The organism is Nostoc sp., from assembly GCF_036916655.1.
GTDB lineage: Bacteria > Cyanobacteriota > Cyanobacteriia > Cyanobacteriales > Nostocaceae > Nostoc.
The window spans coordinates 139,773-155,878 of the sequence record NZ_JBALFY010000093.1; the positions used below are offsets into that span (position 1 = coordinate 139,773).

The following is a 16,106-nucleotide window of genomic DNA, read 5'->3' on the forward strand; positions in this document are numbered from 1 at the left end:
TCCCGCAGACTTACTTATATCTACATCAGTAAATATATCAAATACTTAATAATTTATTATTACTAACTTAGCAGATATAAATTAATGTTTGCGAAATTTAAATACTTCTTTATAGTTAAGAATTGTAGTTATTTTTTGGAACAATCACACTGAGTTAGTTATCAATATAAATAAACATAGTTAAACCCAAACTTTGGAACTAACAAGTCATACTGCTATTAGCCTTGACATTGCCCAATACATAAGGTAATGCAAACTTTTATTTGTTATAGTTGATGAATTTTTAATTACTAAAAATATGATTATTAGAGTTTTACTCCGTTTTCATTATAAAATTATCCATCTATTCCTCGACGTCCTTGGCGGTAGCCTGCGGCAAGCCAAAGCGTCTACGTTAAAAAAAATCTCACATCGCAAGAAAACAATACAGTTTCTTCTGCTTTTTACATTTACATTAACAATGACCGGGTGTAACTTCTTTGGTATCAACTCAACCAAAGAACAACTCCCAGTAGTCTCTCCAATCACACCACCAAAATTACCAGACTGGATTGAACAAATTAGTCCCATTGGAGATGCTAAACCTCTTAACCAAATCCGCATCCGTTTTAAAGAGGCTTTAATCCCAGTTGAAAGCCTTGATAGCCCCGAACAGCAACAATTATTACAAAAATTTGCTCTTTGGCCGCCTTTACCCGGTCAATTTCGCTTTTTAACACCGCGCATGGTAGGATTTCAAGCTGATAAAGCCTTGCCAATAGCGACAAGATTTCAAGTCACCCTCAAATCGGGTTTAGCCGACTTAAAAAATCATCGCCTAGACAAAGATTTACCTTGGACTTTCAATACCGAATCTATCAACCTGACTAATTTACCAGGTGTAAACCCCATTGAAAAAGCTGATATTGAGCCAATTGATTTACAACAGAAGTTACAGTTTACTTCCAATGTCGAATTAGATTTAAATTCTGTACAAGAACATTTACAGTTAATCCCTGAAGGAAAAAATAAGGGTGTAGGCTTCAAAGTCGAATTAAACAAAGAAGAAAAACCATTAAAAAATGAAGAAGAACCTTTAGAAAAATTTGACCCTTCAGCACGCAATTGGATTTATAACCTCATCCCCCAAGAAAATCTCGAAAAAGCAACCCGTTATCGTCTGGTATTTTCTCCTGGAATACGCCCAGCTTATGGCAATCTACCGACAGAAAAAGAATTTGCTACTAAGTTAGCAACTTATTCGCCTTTGGCGTTTCAGAAAATTAACTTTTATGGACAGCCAGATTCAGGGGGAACTTTTGGAAGATTTGTTAAAGGTAGTCCGCAGCTAGAATTTAATAATGTTTTATTGGCAGATTCAGCTAAAGAAAATATTACTATTAATCCAGCACCAAAAGAAATTTCGAGAATTCTGCAAGTTAATGATGAAGATAAAATTGTCGGCATCAATCCTTATGCGCTAGAACCTGCCAAGACTTATACAATTACTATCGGCGGAAATCTCAAAGATAAATTTGGGCAGACTTTGGGTAAACCTCTAACACTTAATTATGATACTGGAGATTTAGCTGGGGATATCTGGGTACCATCAGATTTGAATATTTTCCCTACAGGTAAAGATTTACAGCTAAATATTAGTATGGGAAATCTACCAGAATCTAAATATAAAGCAGCTTATCGAGTAGTTAAGCCGACAGATTTAGTTTATTTTAATAATAGTAGTGATTTATTACCACAACCTTCTGAATGGCAAAGCTTTCAGGTATCGGGTAAGAAAAATCAATCAGTTGATATTGCTGTTCCTCTGCGGGAAAAAATTAGTGCAGCGACGGGAATGTTAGCTTATGGAGTCCAAGCCCGCACGAATAAATATCAGGAGAATGGTAAAGAACTGTGGCGAGAACCTACGACTTATGGCTTAGTTGAATTGACAAATTTGGGCGTATTTACGCAGTGGTTTCCTGAGTTAGGGTTAATTCGCGTCAATCATCTTACAGATGGTTCGCCAGTTAAAACGGCTGTTGTTGAAATTTATCAATCAAAGTTACAAGCAAAATCTCGCCCCGAAGTAGTACCTTGTGCAACTGGTAAAACTGATGAAAATGGAATTTTCAGAATTGTTCGTGAAGGACTACAGCAATGTTATTCTGGGAATGAAAGCTCTAGTAAATCACCACAATTATTAGTTATTGCCCGTGAGAATCAAGATTGGACATTCGCTAGAACTGAAGAATATAGCGGCGTTTATGGCTATGGTATTGATGCAGGTTGGCAAGATGCTAAACCTGAATCACGTGGGGTAATTTTTTCGGATAGACAATTGTATCAACCAGGTGAAAAAGCTTGGTTGACCGGTTTCGCTGACTTCTTACAAAATGGCGCAATTCAGCAAGATAAAAATGCTGCTTACCAATTAACTTTGGTAAATCCTGATGGGCAAAAAACCAGCTTAGGTACACAAACCACAAATGAATTTGGTACATTTTCTCTAGAATTGCCAATCAAAACTACTCAGCGCTTAGGCTACTATACAATCCAGGCGAAGGGGAAAAATGGACAAGAAATTTCTGGAGAATTTCGGGTAGCTGAGTTTAAGCCACCGAATTTTAAAGTCGAACTTAACTTAAATAAAGAATTTGCACTCATTGACGAGAAAGTTAATATTAATGCTACAAGCAATTATTTGTTTGGCGCACCTGTAGAAGGTGGAGAAGCAAAATATTTTATCACTCGCCAGCAAGCAAATTTTGTTCCTAAAGGTTGGGAAGAATTTACTTTTGGTAGGCAATGGTTATGGCCAGAGGAAACTCCTAGTATATCTAGTGATGTATTACAAACTAATGCCCAGCTAGATGCTAATGGTAAAAGTAGTCAAACTGTGAATGTGGCTAATGATTTACCATATCCGATGACTTATCAGATAGATGTGCAAGTTGCAGATGTTTCTAATTTGTCTGTAGCCAATTCCAAAACTTTTACCGCCTTACCAAGTAATCGCCTCATCGGCTTAAAAAGTAATTTCATCGCCGATGCTGGCAAGGCTTTTCCCATTGAAGTGATTGTTACTGACCCGACAGGAAAACCGATAACAGGTCAACGGGTGCGGGTAGAATTACAGCAGATTAAATATAGCAGCGTCACGCAATTAGTTGAAGGTAGCCGAACACCAAAAAATCAAGTCGAATATAAAACAGTGGGACAAGCAGAAATTACATCTGCTAGTAACCCGCAATCAGTAAATTTGACAGCACCGGAATCTGCTTCATATCGGATTAGAGTTAATTTTAGCGATGCCAAAAGCGAATTAAGTGCGACAGATTTACAAATTTGGGCAACTGGAGTAAATTCTGTATTTTGGGGTTCTAAAGAAAAAGATGTCTTAGAAGTTAAATTAGATAAAAAAGAGTTCAAACCTGGTGAAACTGCGACTGCACTAATTCAATCTCCCTATCCAGATGCAGAATTGTACTTTGCTGTAATTAAAGACAAACCCCTTTATCAGCAAATTATCAAAGTTCAGGGAGGCGCACCACAAATTCAGTTTCAAGTCACGCCAGAAATGCTACCTAATGCAGCCATTGAAGCTGTATTAGTGAGACAAGGTAAACCCATAAACCAAGTGGAAGCGGGAAGTTTGGATAACTTGGTGAAGATTGGTTTTACACCTTTTAAAGTTAAGTTAGAGGATAAGTATTTAAAACTGCAAGTTAAGCCAGTGCAAGCATCACTAGAACCTGGCGCAGAAGAAACAGTACAACTAGAACTGAAGGACAATCAAGGAAACCCCACCAAAGGACAGTTTACAGTCATGGTGGTAAATGAAGCGGTGTTACAACTTTCTGGTTATCGTCCGCCAGATTTGGTAGATACAGTTTATGCAGAACAGACAATTTCTACCCGCTTTAACGATAATCGCGCAGATGTCATATTACAAGCACAAGATGTAGCTAAACCCAAAGGTTGGGGTTATGGCGGTGGTTTCTCAACTGGTGCAGCAAATACTCGCACTCGCACCGATTTTCAAGCCTTAGCTTACTACAACGGTTCTGTTCTCACCGATGCAAATGGGAATGCACAGATAACTTTTAAATTACCGGATGACTTAACTACATGGCGAGTTATGGCTGTGGCCACCGATGGAAATCTACGTTTCGGGAATGGGGATGCGACGTTTATCAGCACCAAACCACTGCTAACTAATGCTATCTTGCCACAGTTTGCCCGTCCAGGCGATCGCATCCTCGCTGGTTTATCTGTAACTAACAACACCGGGAATCCAGGAAATCTTTCAATTAATGGCGAACTTAGCGGTAATGTGAAGTTTGCTGACAAAAACCCCACAGCAACTTCTTTGCAAACTAAAGCCGAATCCGCAACTCACGCTTATCGCTTTCCAATGGTGGCGGATAGTGTGGGAGTTGGGAAAGTTCGCTTTACCACTCAGCTAAATGGTACAGCCGCAGATGCTTTTGAAGTACCTTTGGAAATTAAGCCAATTGAAATTACAGAACAAGTCGTTGAAACTGGTGTCACTGAAAAACAGGTGAAGATTCCCCTGAATGTTGATAAAAATACCTTCCCTGATGCGGGAGGTTTAGATATTCAGTTGGCGAGTACTTTGATAACGGAGATTAAAGCACCAGCAAAACAAGTTTTAGAAGATGATGATTTGCCGTTTACTGAACCGGCGGCGAGTCAGTTAATAATTGCTGCCAACTTGCAAACTATTTCCCAAAAATATGGTCAGAATTTTGCAGAATTTAATCTTAGCCAACAGGCAAATAAAGCAATTGAAAAGTTACAAAAACTCCAAATAGCCGATGGTGGTTTTGCAGCTTTCCCCGGACAAGAAAAATCTGACCCTTGGGTTTCTTCCTATACGGGTGAATCTTTAGCTAAAGCCAGTCAGGTATTCCCGAATTTGGTCGATTCTGCAATGGTATCTCGCCTGAAAGCTTATTTACAAAAAGTTCTGGCGAACCCCGGAGAATACGACTTTTGTAAACAAATACTCTGTAAAAGACAACTGCAATTTAATGCTTTAATCTCTCTAGCAGAATTGGGAGACAAACGCAATACTTTCCTCGCAGATATTTATGAACAGCACAACAACTTTGATGTAGTAACTCAAATTAAACTAGCGCGATACTTATCTCAATTCCCCGAATGGCAAGATGAATCTCAAAAATTAGTCAACAAGCTGCAACAGAATATTTATGAAACTGGTCGCACAGCAGTTGTAAGTTTACCAGGTAATTGGGGATGGATGAGTTCATCTACCACGACGCAAGCGCAAGCTTTACGATTATTTATTGCCAAACAAAGTAAACCCGAAGTTATAGATAAGTTATTCCAAAGTCTTCTGGCATTGCGACGGGATGGTACATGGCAAACTAACTATAATAATGCCCAAGCATTAACAGCTTTGGTAGAATATAGCCAACTACAACCCACACCACCGAATTTTGTTGCCACAGTGGAATTAGCTGGTAATAAGTTAGGAGAAAATCGCTTTAATGGTTATCAAAATCCTAGTTTACAACTAAATGTGCCGATGAATAAATTACCTCGTGGGCGTAATGATTTAACGCTGCAAAAATCAGGTAATGGCACTTTGCACTATTTGGTTGCTTATAATTATCGCTTGCAAGGCAATCAAGCAGGCAGATTTAATGGTCTACGCATAACACGAGAAATTAGTCAAGTAAATCAAGAGAAAGTTTTGCAAAAAACAGGTCTTTATGCTTTCGATAAACCCTTGACTTTAGCCTCTGGACAGGTGTTTGATATTGGTTTAGAAATTATTGCCGATCATCCTGTGGATCATTTGGCGATCAAAGATCCGCTACCATCAGGTTTTGAGGCGGTGGATGCAAGTTTTCAGACTGCTACTGCTGCATTACAAGCAAAAGCCGATAGCTGGGAACTTGGCTTTAAGAATGTGTACCGCGATCGCATTATCGCCTACACCGACCACCTCGAACCAGGAGTTTATAGTCTGCACTACTTAGTCCGTTCTGTGACACCTGGGACATTTTCTTGGCCTGGTGCGGAAGTTCGCTTGCAATATGCACCAGAAGAATTTGGGCGAACTGCTGAGTCTACATTAATATTGGAAGATGGGAAATAATAATTGTACTTTATTGCATTTCTGCAACTGCAATTAAAGTACAATCAAACTAATCACGGTAAGATTCAGTCTGTTTAGCTTGGATAAACCCCAAGAGTTAGTATTAACTAAATTAGGAGAAGGACTACCCGCTATAACTCCATCTTTTGGAGCAGCTTTAGCAGAAGCTTGTGCGGTGTGTTTGGAGGATCGAGGTCATTTACAGGGTGTAGAACTCACAGTTAATGGGGACTTTAATACCACCTTCAGACTATATTGGCAACCCGTTACACAGCAAATGCTCCGCTGCTGGAATGATGAAGAGTTCACCACAGAACAAGCAGCCTATGGTATTGCCTTTATGCTCATCAGACAATTGACTCAGTTTACAGTGGTTGAGCGATCGCGCAAAGGCACTGGATTTGATTATTGGTTAGGTAGCGAAGATGAAGCAGGTGAACTTCCATTTCAAAATCAAGTAAGACTGGAAGTTTCAGGTATACGTAAAGCAGATGATAACAGGGTTAGAGCTAGAGTCAAACAAAAAATCGAGCAAACTAATCCTTCTGATAGCGAATTTCCTGCCTACATTATTATTGTTGAATTTAGCAGACCCCTATCTTTTATTGTGGAAAAATGAGTCAGATTCAGGAGTTGCATAAACAGGCGATGGATTTAGCCGAAGCAGCTTTTACTGCTAAACTCAGAGGAGACTTAAAGCAAGCTAGTCAAGTTTCTCGACAAGCTTTTGAAAAAGAATCTCAAGCTGCTGCACTGATTGCCATTCAACTTGATGCCGAACCGACTCGTTCAGTATTGCATCGTAGTGCTGCAACTCTTGCAATAGACTGTGGTGAATTTCAAGCAGCAGAACGTTTAATTGCGATCGCATTATCAGGAAATCCACCCCAAGAAATTGCCCAAGAACTAAAAGATTTATTCATTAAAATAAATTTGCGCCCATATTTAAAACGTCACGGGCTTACTTTTGATGAAGAAAAGTTGAGGAATCTGACGTTGTAACAAGAGCGAGCGATCGCACTACCGCTACTGAGAGAAGAGAAGCGATTGTAAAGCGTTGGATTTATATATGCCTAAGCATAAAGCTGAACTTATACCAGTTATGGAGAATATTTACAAAGCAGACAAAAGATTCAAAGCTGAAGCCAAGCAAAAAAGACTCGCTGCTGGGATTCAGTTGTCATTACCTCTAGATATTTAAATACTGGTAGGCATCACTATATAGCTTTCATTTCCTCCGCTTGAATACCTATTTTAAACGTCAGCTAGGGCAAATATCAACGGTTTTTCTGTACGATCAGCCTTGTCTTTTATATATACTACATTTATAATACAAAATATATCACCACTCAGTTGGTGACTATTTGTCGCTTGAACAAAAGGAAATTTTATGATTCCCCGAACACGCATCCGAAATATTGGTATATCTGCCCACATCGACTCTGGTAAAACTACGCTGTCAGAGCGAATTCTCTTCTACACGGGCAGAATCCACGCTATTGAGGAAGTGCGGGGAGGCGGTAAGGGTGCAACAATGGATTTTATGCCAGAAGAAAAACTGCATGGTATAACCATCACTTCTGCTGCTACCACCTGCCAGTGGCACGATACTCAAATTAACCTCATTGATACACCTGGACACGTAGATTTCACAATTGAAGTGGAACGCGCCCTGCGGGTATTAGATGGGGCAGTGATGGTGCTGTGTGCTGTGGCGGGTGTGCAGTCCCAATCCATTACAGTAGATCGGCAAATGAAACGCTACCGTGTGCCGCGTTTGGCGTTCATCAACAAAATGGATCGGACGGGGGCAGATCCATTTCGTGTAGTACAGGGAATACGCGATCGCTTGCAACTAAATGCGGTATTACTCCAGTATCCTATCGGCAGTGAAGACCAATTCCAGGGAGTGATTGACCTGGTGGAAATGACTGCTGACTACTTTGAGGGTGAAAACGGGGAAAACTTGGTGAAAAAGGCAATTCCCGAACCTCTTAGGGATGAGGCGCAACAGGCACGCGATAAGCTGCTAGATACTTTGTCGCTGTTCTCAGAACCGATGACAGAGATGTTACTGACGGGTGAGGAGATTCCCAAAGAATTAATTTGGCAAACCATCCGACAAGCAACCTTAAGCCTAGAATTCACGCCTGTAATGCTGGGTTCGGCATTCAAAAATAAAGGAGTGCAAAACTTATTGGATGCAGTTGTGCTTTATCTACCATCTCCCGTGGATAGAGAAGTGGTCAAAACCGCAGAGTCGGTGAGTGTCTACCCTAACCCCGATGCTTCCTTGGTGGCATTGGCATTTAAACTCACCGTTGAATCCTTTGGGCAGTTGACCTATACCCGGATTTACTCTGGGACGCTCAAACCCGGCGATACCGTCTACAACTCGCGGACTGAACAGCGAGTGCAAATCGGTCGCTTGGTGAGAATGCACGCCAATAAGCGAGAAGACGTAAAAGTTGCCGTAGCTGGGGATATTGTGGCTCTGTTGGGTGTGGATTGTGCTTCTGGTGATACATTTTGTTCTGGGGAACCACTGGTATCTCTAGAGAAGATGTTTGTGCCGGAACCAGTGATTACGCTGGCGATTACACCCAAGAAACAGGAAGATAGCGATCGCCTTTCCAAGGCACTCAATCGCTTTCAAAGGGAAGATCCCACCTTCCGATTGAGCATCGACCCCGAATCGGGAGCAACTCTGATTTCTGGGATGGGCGAACTCCACTTGGAAATCTACCTCGAACGCATCCAACGAGAATATAATGCCGAGGTTTTCGTTGGTACTCCTGCGGTGGCGTACCGCGAAACCATTGGACAACAAGCTACCTTTGACTACCGATTCAAGAAACAGTCAGGCGGCCCCGGTCAATACGCCCATATTACTGGGTGGATTGAACCCACAAATAAACCGTTTGTCTTTGAAAATCGGGTGGTTGGGGGTGCGATTCCCAAAGAATATATCCCGGCGTGTGAGAAAGGTTTCCGTGAGGCGATGCAATCAGGAAAGCTGCAAGGCTATCCGGTAACTGGGGTGAAAGTCGTTCTGGATGGTGGTTCATATCACCCAATTGACTCTTCAGAATTGGCTTTCCGGTCAGCATCACATCAAGCAATTGAAGGTGCGATCGCTAAAGCAAAACCCTACATCCTCGAACCTATTATGCTTGTAGAGGTAGAAACACCCAACGAGTTTATGGGAAGGGTTCAGGGTGACTTATCCTCTCGTCGGGGTTTGTTGTTGGGTTCTGAGACAATGCAGGGATACACGGTGATTCGATCAGAAGTACCGCTAGCGCGAATGTTTGGATATTCTACAGAATTGCGATCGCTTACTTCTGGTATGGCTACTTTTTCAATGGAATTTGCCTGCTATCGCCAGTCTTGAGTCCACATTAGCAATTAGCATCGCTCCAGGTTGTCTTTTATAATCAGACAACCTGGACTTAATTTAACGTGAGTTCGACTGGTCATCTCATGTCCATCCAAAAGACCTCTTCCTGGTTTTACTACACAAAACCTGTCCCTCTCCGACTTGGAGAGGGACAGACTTGAACTTTATGTATTGGGTTATATTAATCTATCTGTCGCAATTATTTTTCAAATTGGGATTAGCGATCGTTTTTACTAGAGTTCAAATCTTCTACAACATTTAGCAAATCATTGCCATCTACTTTATTTGGCAGTTTATTTGAAGCGACTGCACTATTAGCTGCTTTTATTGGCAACGTATTTAAACTATCTACATCGCTTGATAATTCCTGAATAACTGGTCTATATTCCGGGTTATCTCGGTTAGCACCTGCTATTTCTTCTGCTTTACCTATAAAATCTTTTGCAAGTCTTTCACTAAAACCAACAACGAATGCTATTACAAAAATTAGAGACCTTTGTTGGTCTTGAGATGATTCTTGATTGGTAGTTGTATTGAGCTTAAAGACACTGGGATTAACAAACATTAAGATGATTCCAGAGTTAATTAAGGCTAAAAATAAAACAGAAAATGCTCCTCCAATCATTGGTTTAAAAGCACCAACAAGAAATGGAGTTAGTGGATCGGAATATTTCTTTTTCTGAAATTCTTCAATTCTGATTAAAATACTGATAATACTACCTAATGTTCCTGCTGCAATAGCTAGACTTAGTTGAAGAAGAAATTCATTATACTTCTCGTTTGCAGCTTGCCTTTTGCTATATTGTGCATTTAATTCAGCAAGATTACTATTTAATGTTGTCAGTTCTGTACTCTTAAATTCTGCATTTTTTTGCGATATTATACTTAACTCTTTAATTTCTTCTTTACTTTGTTTTAATTTATTAAGATCATTTGCAGAAGTCGGATTTTTGCTTTCTGGCTGACTTTGTTGTTCAGCATTATTTTGAATTTGCTCTACTCGCTTATCTGTATATTTTTGAATTTCTTTTATTTCATTTTGCAATACTTTTCTGTTGATATTATAATTATTGTTATTATAATAATTAACAAGTTCTGAAAAAATCCAAAGTCCGGCGATAGAAGAAGAAGTAATTCCTCCATAGATGAAAACGGCACTTATAAGTCCAAAAATTACTTTAGTCGTCGTTGAGGGTGAACGATGAACTGATAGAAATGGGTTGATAATAAATCCTGTTAAAGGATGCTCATATTTGCAAACGATTTGTTCAACGTCAAATCTAATAGCTTGAGCAATATTTATATTCGATGATGATTCGCGTAGAGCTTCTATAGCAAATATTAAAGCTTTAGATAGTTCAGTCAGTTCTCTTTGAGTTTTATCCCTATTGTCGGGTATAAATAGCCTCGGTATTCTATCCCACCAAATATTCTGTGGTGCGTTTCTATTGATGAGTTTTTGCAGTCTATTAAACAAGATAATTATTTGAGATATTTCTTTTCCGGCTGCAATTAATCCTTCTTGTTTAAGAGGATCTGTAAAACTATTTAAATTATTCTTATAAAAATCTTTGATCAGTGCTTGAATTAATGTCCTACTTGCATCTAAATTCCAATCCTCACCACTTACATCAGTTATATTTTGATTAGAAACCATTTTACCTCCAATTATTTGCTAAAGTTGGGTGACTGGCTTTTATCTTAAGTTGATATTTATTATTGTCAATGATTGCTTTTTAAAACATCCTCTTAAACTTTTAACAACAAAATTTAAAATTTATTTAATTTATTTCAAATTTTAAATCCAAACTTCAGCGAGAAACTTACTTTAATGCTGTTCGGTTAAGGGACTTCCAAATAAAAAAATATCCAATTAACTCCTGTGGGGTGGGCATCTTGACCACCCTATGGACTAGGCGGGCAAGATGCCCACCCCACAATATTGGAGTTCCCTAGAACCGTATTGAAACTTACTTTAGTTTTCCCACTATCAAGCTGAGGCTATTGTATTATATGGAACCAGCTAATGTACTACAAGTTAAAAAAGCTAAACAAAAGTGCGCTTCCATTGGAGGCGCACTTTACAAACAAAAACAACTTTAACTAGTTGAGAAGAAGGGATGCTACTTATTCCCTACTCCTCTTTGGCATCAGGCGCGGGGGAACCCGGTACGTATTTGACTTGCTCGATCGCACCTGTGTATTTAAAGACCCCATATTTTTTGTAGAGATCCCATGATACAGGGCTACGGGCATCTTTACCGATGTCCAATCCTTCATAGGGAAAGCCACCAAAAGTTAGTCCCAGCTTACCTGCTGCGACTTGCTTACCGTTGACAGAGAGTGTTCCCGATCCCTGGCGTTTGCCCAGTGCATCGTAATTCAAATCGATGTTAAGTTTACCTGGCTGTAGCGAGACTGGGGGAAATTTAATCGATTGACCATAGTTATTGTGTTCATAGAACAGCTTGCCATTGTCAATATAAAAGATGTAACCAGCCTCCTGTCCACCGTGAGCCAGAATCACCCCGCGATCGCCTGCTTTATATTGAGCCTGCACCTGGATGGTATAATCGCGATCGCTCACCAAGGGCAAAATATCCGGTTCTAGTACCGAGTCACCCGCATGGAATGTCTTCGGTTTGACTTTCTCCTTGATATAAGGCGGGACTCCTCCATGTTGCGGGGATTCTAACAGGGGATAAACTTGATACTTAAATGCCGCCGCATCAAAGGCTGCTGCCAGTTCTTGGACTTTTTCTGGATACTCCTTCGCCACATTGTTGCTTTCAGAGTAATCTTTGTTCAGGTTGTATAATTGCCACTCGGAATCACTAAATGGTTTCCCAGTCTGATGTTCGGTGACAGCATACCAACCATCTTTGTAATACCCTCGATTACCGGAATTTTCATAGTATTGTTCAGTTCTTTGTTCTGGAGCATTGGCATCATTTAAGAGATAGGCAAAGCTAATACCTTCCAGAGGTTTCGTCGGTTTACCGTTAAACTTGTCGGGATGCTTAATCCCCGTTAATTCCAGGATGGTAGGTGTAATATCTGTGATGTGCGTAAATTGTGTGCGGGTAGCGCCCCGATCTTTGATTTTTGCTGGATAGGAAACAATCAATGGATTCCGTCTACCACCCCCAAGAGTAAAGAACTTGTAACGCTTTAAGGGTGTATTGGAAACCGTTGCCCAACCAATGGGATAGTGAGGCGCAGTCTGAGGACTACCAATCAACTCAAACCGACTGATATCTAAGGCTTTATCGTCTGGTAAACCGGAGTAATGACGAGCTACATTCGTTGTACCATTTGCCCCGCCTTCTCCAGAACCGCCATTATCAGAAGCAACAATAATAATTGTGTTGTCGAGTTGCTTGATTGACTCTAGATAATCATAGAGTTTGCCAAAGTTTTGATCTAAGTTATCAACGAAGGCTGCATAGGCCTCTTGATAACGAGCAAATAGTTTTTTATCCTCAGCCGATAGTGTATCCCAAGCTTTAACCCCTGGATTTTGGGGTGGTAATTGAGTGTCAGCAGGAATTAGCTTTGATGTAAGTTGCTTCTGATAGCGTTCCTGGCGTAGCACGTCCCAGCCAGCATCATACTTGCCTTGATATTTGGCGAGGTCTGCTGGATGAATATTAAATGGTGAATGAACAGCATTGTTAGCAAAATACAAGAAAAATGGCTTGTCTGGAGACTTCGTTTTTGCTTGTTTGAGCAATGCGATCGCTTTTTCTGTCCAGTAATCGGTGGTGAGGAAATTCTCAGGATAGCGATCGACTGAAATCGCTTTATTGTCTTCGTAAAGAATATGTGGTGTCTGGGGATGTTCCAATCCATCTAAGAAACCAAAGAAATGTTCAAACCCTCGTTGTAACGGCCAGGAATTGAAGGAAGCAGTGGCGGTGCGATCGTAAGTCTGAGTCAAATGCCACTTACCGGCCAGCAGGGTAGAATAGCCGTTGTTACGTAAAATTTCTGCTAGAGTCACGACATTACTCTGAACCTCACCCGCATAACCGGGAAAACCAGGGTGTCCCTCAGCAACCCAACCGACACCCGCAGAGTGGGCATTTAATCCCGTCAGTAAGGCGGCTCTTGTCGGGGAACAAAGCTGATGGGTGGTAAAGTTGCTAAACCGTAGTCCGTTAGCTGCCAATTTATCAATATTCGGCGTACTAATTTCTGAGCCGTAGGGGCCTAAATCGGAAAACCCCAGATCGTCAATTAGAAAAACAACAATATTGGGAGCCTCTTTTGGCGCTGCGGTGGTAGGGGATGAAGCTAGAGATGTTTTGGCTGTTGGTGGCTGTGGACTCCACCAAGGTCTTGATTCTGCAAAGGTTCTGCCGATTTTGCCTTTAAATCCAGCATAGGCTTGTGTACTTGTATCACCCGCTTCCTGAGCAGGGTTCTGGGCGAAACTGCTAGCGATCGTTGTGCTAATAACTAGCAAAATGCTAAACGCAACCAGTGCTAACCAAGCGATGGGTGAAACAAGTTTTTGCTTGACTTTTTGAATGAATGATGAATTACGTTTTCTGTTCAACAGACCTGCCTCCTGACAAGCGATAGTAGTTAAGCCAACAGATCATCAGACCTCATGACTTACGCAGAGGTCATAAAAAATCGCACCACAGAGGCGCAGAGGACACGGAGGAATAAGAGTTTAAGAGTTTTTTGTTTCTAGTACAAATAAATGCAAATATCATACTATATGTTGAGCGAATTATCGTAGTATGCAGTAAAGGTACTCCCCGCTAATATTGCCTAGCTAGTTTTAAAGAGGCGATCGCAGACCATTGGTAAAAGACAATAAATAATTGATGAATAGATTCCTTGTAAAGACGGCGATTTATCGCGTCTCTCCACCCGTCAAAATGAAAATGAATTTGACAGACTACTATGAATAAAAGTTAGGTTTTGGCAGTTCATCATTTAACGCCCAGTTTCCGATATCTTGAATTTTGTAATCTACTGGATCGTGGAGAGTGAACGTGCGGAGATTACGCCAATAGCGATCAAAGCCATATTTTGCACTAGTCGCACGTGCGCCCATAACTTCAAATTTGGTAAATTTTAGATTTTAAATTTTGGATAATGAAATTGAGTAATTCAAAACCCAAAATTTAAAAAATCTTTTAATTTTAGATTGGCGATCGCTTAGTTAAGCCGAACGAATCTATGAGCGTCTTTTAGATTGAAAAATTTCCTAATCCAAAATCTAAAATCTAAAATCCAAAATTGAGTCACCCCAGTAGAGAATGCTGCAATTACAACCAAGGATGGCGCGGGGGATAGACACCATTGAGGAAGTAGTTACCAACAGCGTAGTATTTCCAACGCACGGGATCGTGGAGTGTGTGAGCGCGGGCATTTCGCCAGTGGCGATTGTAGTTGAATTCCTCCAATGTGGACTTAGTACCTGCTAGTTCAAATAACTTATTGGTAGCTAGTAAAGCTGCTTCGGTGGCTAAGGCTTTGGCTTCGGCAACTGCGATCGATGCTTCAACTACCTTGAGTTCTTCTAAACCTGACTCGTTGGCAACGTCAAGAAATTCGCCTGCACGACGCAGCAATGCTTCAGAAGCGTGAACCTGAATTTGGACGTTGCCTAAGTTGTACAGTGTCAGAGGATCTTCGTAGCCTTTTTCTAAATTGCTGTCAACCCAAGGGCGGGTATAGTTGCGGACAAAGTGGATGGTGTCACGGACTGCGGCTTTAGCAATTCCCACGTCTACGGCGGCTTGGATGATTTGCGCGATCGCACCCATTAGAGTAGCCCTTTCAAAGGCTAGGTAGTGCGGAATCACGTGTTCTGCTTTAACTTTCACATTTTCAATAATGGTAGTGCCGCTAGCAGTGGTACGCTGCCCGAAGCTTGTCCAATCATCGAGTAGGGTTAATCCTTCGGCATCTCTTTCAACAAATGCCACTACTGTCTTACCATCTGGATTACTGGCAATCACAGGAACCCAATGTGCCAATAGTGCGCCAGCAGAATAGTATTTGCGTCCGTTGAGTACGAAGTCAGATCCATCTGGTGTTAATTTTGTCTGCACATCAGTGACAGATTTAGTACCTACTTCCGAGAAGGCGTTACCAAAGCGTTTACCTTGTAGAACCAAATCAAAGAAGAACTTTTTCTGCTCATCTGTACCATCCAACCGGACTGCTTCCACCATGTAGAGGTGGTTTTGAGGAATTTGACCGAGGCTAGAGTCAGCTTCAGAGATGATTTTAATTACTTCTGCGAGGGTGGCACTGGAGACAAAAGCACCGCCGTATTCTTTCGGGACTGTAATTCCCCATAATCCACTTTGGGAGAACTTTTCTACTTCTTGGGCAGGTAAACGCCGATTTTGGTCGCGTTCTGAGTCTCCCTTGGCAAACTCAGCTGCTAATTCGTGAGCGATCGCGATCGCTTCTTTGTCATCCCGAATAATATGGGCTTTTTGTTCGGTATTAATTACTGATGTCATGATAAAACTCCTTGATTGTGATTGAGTGACTCATAATCGCCACTACTATGAGACAAGGCAAAATATCTGTATTTGATTAGCA

Annotated in this window: 9 protein-coding genes; 5 read left to right on the forward strand and 4 right to left on the reverse strand. The window is 41.0% G+C overall.

Translation table 11 applies throughout. The features are described 5' to 3' along the window. Positions 1-460: 460 nt before the first annotated feature. The 5 genes from V7L31_RS24740 to fusA all read left to right on the forward strand — a co-directional run bounded on the left by V7L31_RS24740 (position 461) and on the right by fusA (position 9,524). Positions 461-6,130 carry an alpha-2-macroglobulin family protein gene (locus V7L31_RS24740; protein WP_334698714.1) on the forward strand — a complete coding sequence of 1,890 codons (5,670 nt, stop codon included), beginning with the start codon at positions 461-463 and terminating at the stop codon, positions 6,128-6,130. A 79-nt stretch (positions 6,131-6,209) separates the two neighbouring features. Next, a complete protein-coding gene (locus tag V7L31_RS24745) occupies positions 6,210-6,749 on the forward strand; it encodes a hypothetical protein (RefSeq protein WP_334698715.1) in 540 nt (179 codons plus the stop codon). Next, the gene (locus V7L31_RS24750; protein WP_334698716.1) at positions 6,746-7,132 is read left to right on the forward strand and encodes a hypothetical protein; all 387 of its coding nucleotides are present in this window, start codon (positions 6,746-6,748) and stop codon (positions 7,130-7,132) included. Before V7L31_RS24745 ends, V7L31_RS24750 begins: the two co-directional genes overlap by 4 nt. A 67-nt stretch (positions 7,133-7,199) precedes the next feature. Next, positions 7,200-7,331 carry a hypothetical protein gene (locus V7L31_RS24755; protein WP_334698717.1) on the forward strand — a complete coding sequence of 44 codons (132 nt, stop codon included), beginning with the start codon at positions 7,200-7,202 and terminating at the stop codon, positions 7,329-7,331. Between the two features lie 189 nt (positions 7,332-7,520). Beyond that, entirely contained in the window at positions 7,521-9,524 is a 2,004-nt protein-coding gene (gene fusA, locus V7L31_RS24760) for an elongation factor G (RefSeq protein WP_334698718.1), read from the forward strand. Positions 9,525-9,747: 223 nt separating this feature from the next. On the opposite strand, the gene V7L31_RS24765 is transcribed toward fusA, so the two are convergent. The 4 genes from V7L31_RS24765 to V7L31_RS24780 all read right to left on the reverse strand — a co-directional run bounded on the left by V7L31_RS24765 (position 9,748) and on the right by V7L31_RS24780 (position 16,024). Then, positions 9,748-11,187: a hypothetical protein gene (locus tag V7L31_RS24765; protein WP_334698719.1), complete on the reverse strand. Its 1,440-nt coding sequence runs from the start codon at positions 11,185-11,187 to the stop codon at positions 9,748-9,750. 477 nt (positions 11,188-11,664) lie between these two features. Continuing rightward, a complete protein-coding gene (locus V7L31_RS24770; protein ID WP_334698720.1) occupies positions 11,665-14,091 on the reverse strand; it encodes an arylsulfatase in 2,427 nt (808 codons plus the stop codon). 354 nt (positions 14,092-14,445) lie between these two features. Then, a complete protein-coding gene (locus tag V7L31_RS24775; RefSeq protein ID WP_334698721.1) occupies positions 14,446-14,601 on the reverse strand; it encodes a hypothetical protein in 156 nt (51 codons plus the stop codon). A 214-nt stretch (positions 14,602-14,815) separates the two neighbouring features. Beyond that, entirely contained in the window at positions 14,816-16,024 is a 1,209-nt protein-coding gene (locus V7L31_RS24780; RefSeq protein WP_334698722.1) for an SfnB family sulfur acquisition oxidoreductase, read from the reverse strand. Positions 16,025-16,106: the final 82 nt, after the last annotated feature.

Excerpts from the sequence above, each read along its gene's own strand:
- V7L31_RS24740 (WP_334698714.1), top strand. The coding sequence starts at position 461 with ATGACCGGGTGTAACTTCTTTGGTATCAACTCAACCAAAGAACAACTC.
- V7L31_RS24750 (WP_334698716.1), top strand. The coding sequence starts at position 6,746 with ATGAGTCAGATTCAGGAGTTGCATAAACAGGCGATGGATTTAGCCGAA.
- V7L31_RS24755 (WP_334698717.1), top strand. The coding sequence starts at position 7,200 with ATGCCTAAGCATAAAGCTGAACTTATACCAGTTATGGAGAATATTTAC.
- fusA (WP_334698718.1), top strand. The coding sequence starts at position 7,521 with ATGATTCCCCGAACACGCATCCGAAATATTGGTATATCTGCCCACATC.
- V7L31_RS24765 (WP_334698719.1), bottom strand. The coding sequence starts at position 11,187 with ATGGTTTCTAATCAAAATATAACTGATGTAAGTGGTGAGGATTGGAAT.
- V7L31_RS24775 (WP_334698721.1), bottom strand. The coding sequence starts at position 14,601 with ATGGGCGCACGTGCGACTAGTGCAAAATATGGCTTTGATCGCTATTGG.
- V7L31_RS24780 (WP_334698722.1), bottom strand. The coding sequence starts at position 16,024 with ATGACATCAGTAATTAATACCGAACAAAAAGCCCATATTATTCGGGAT.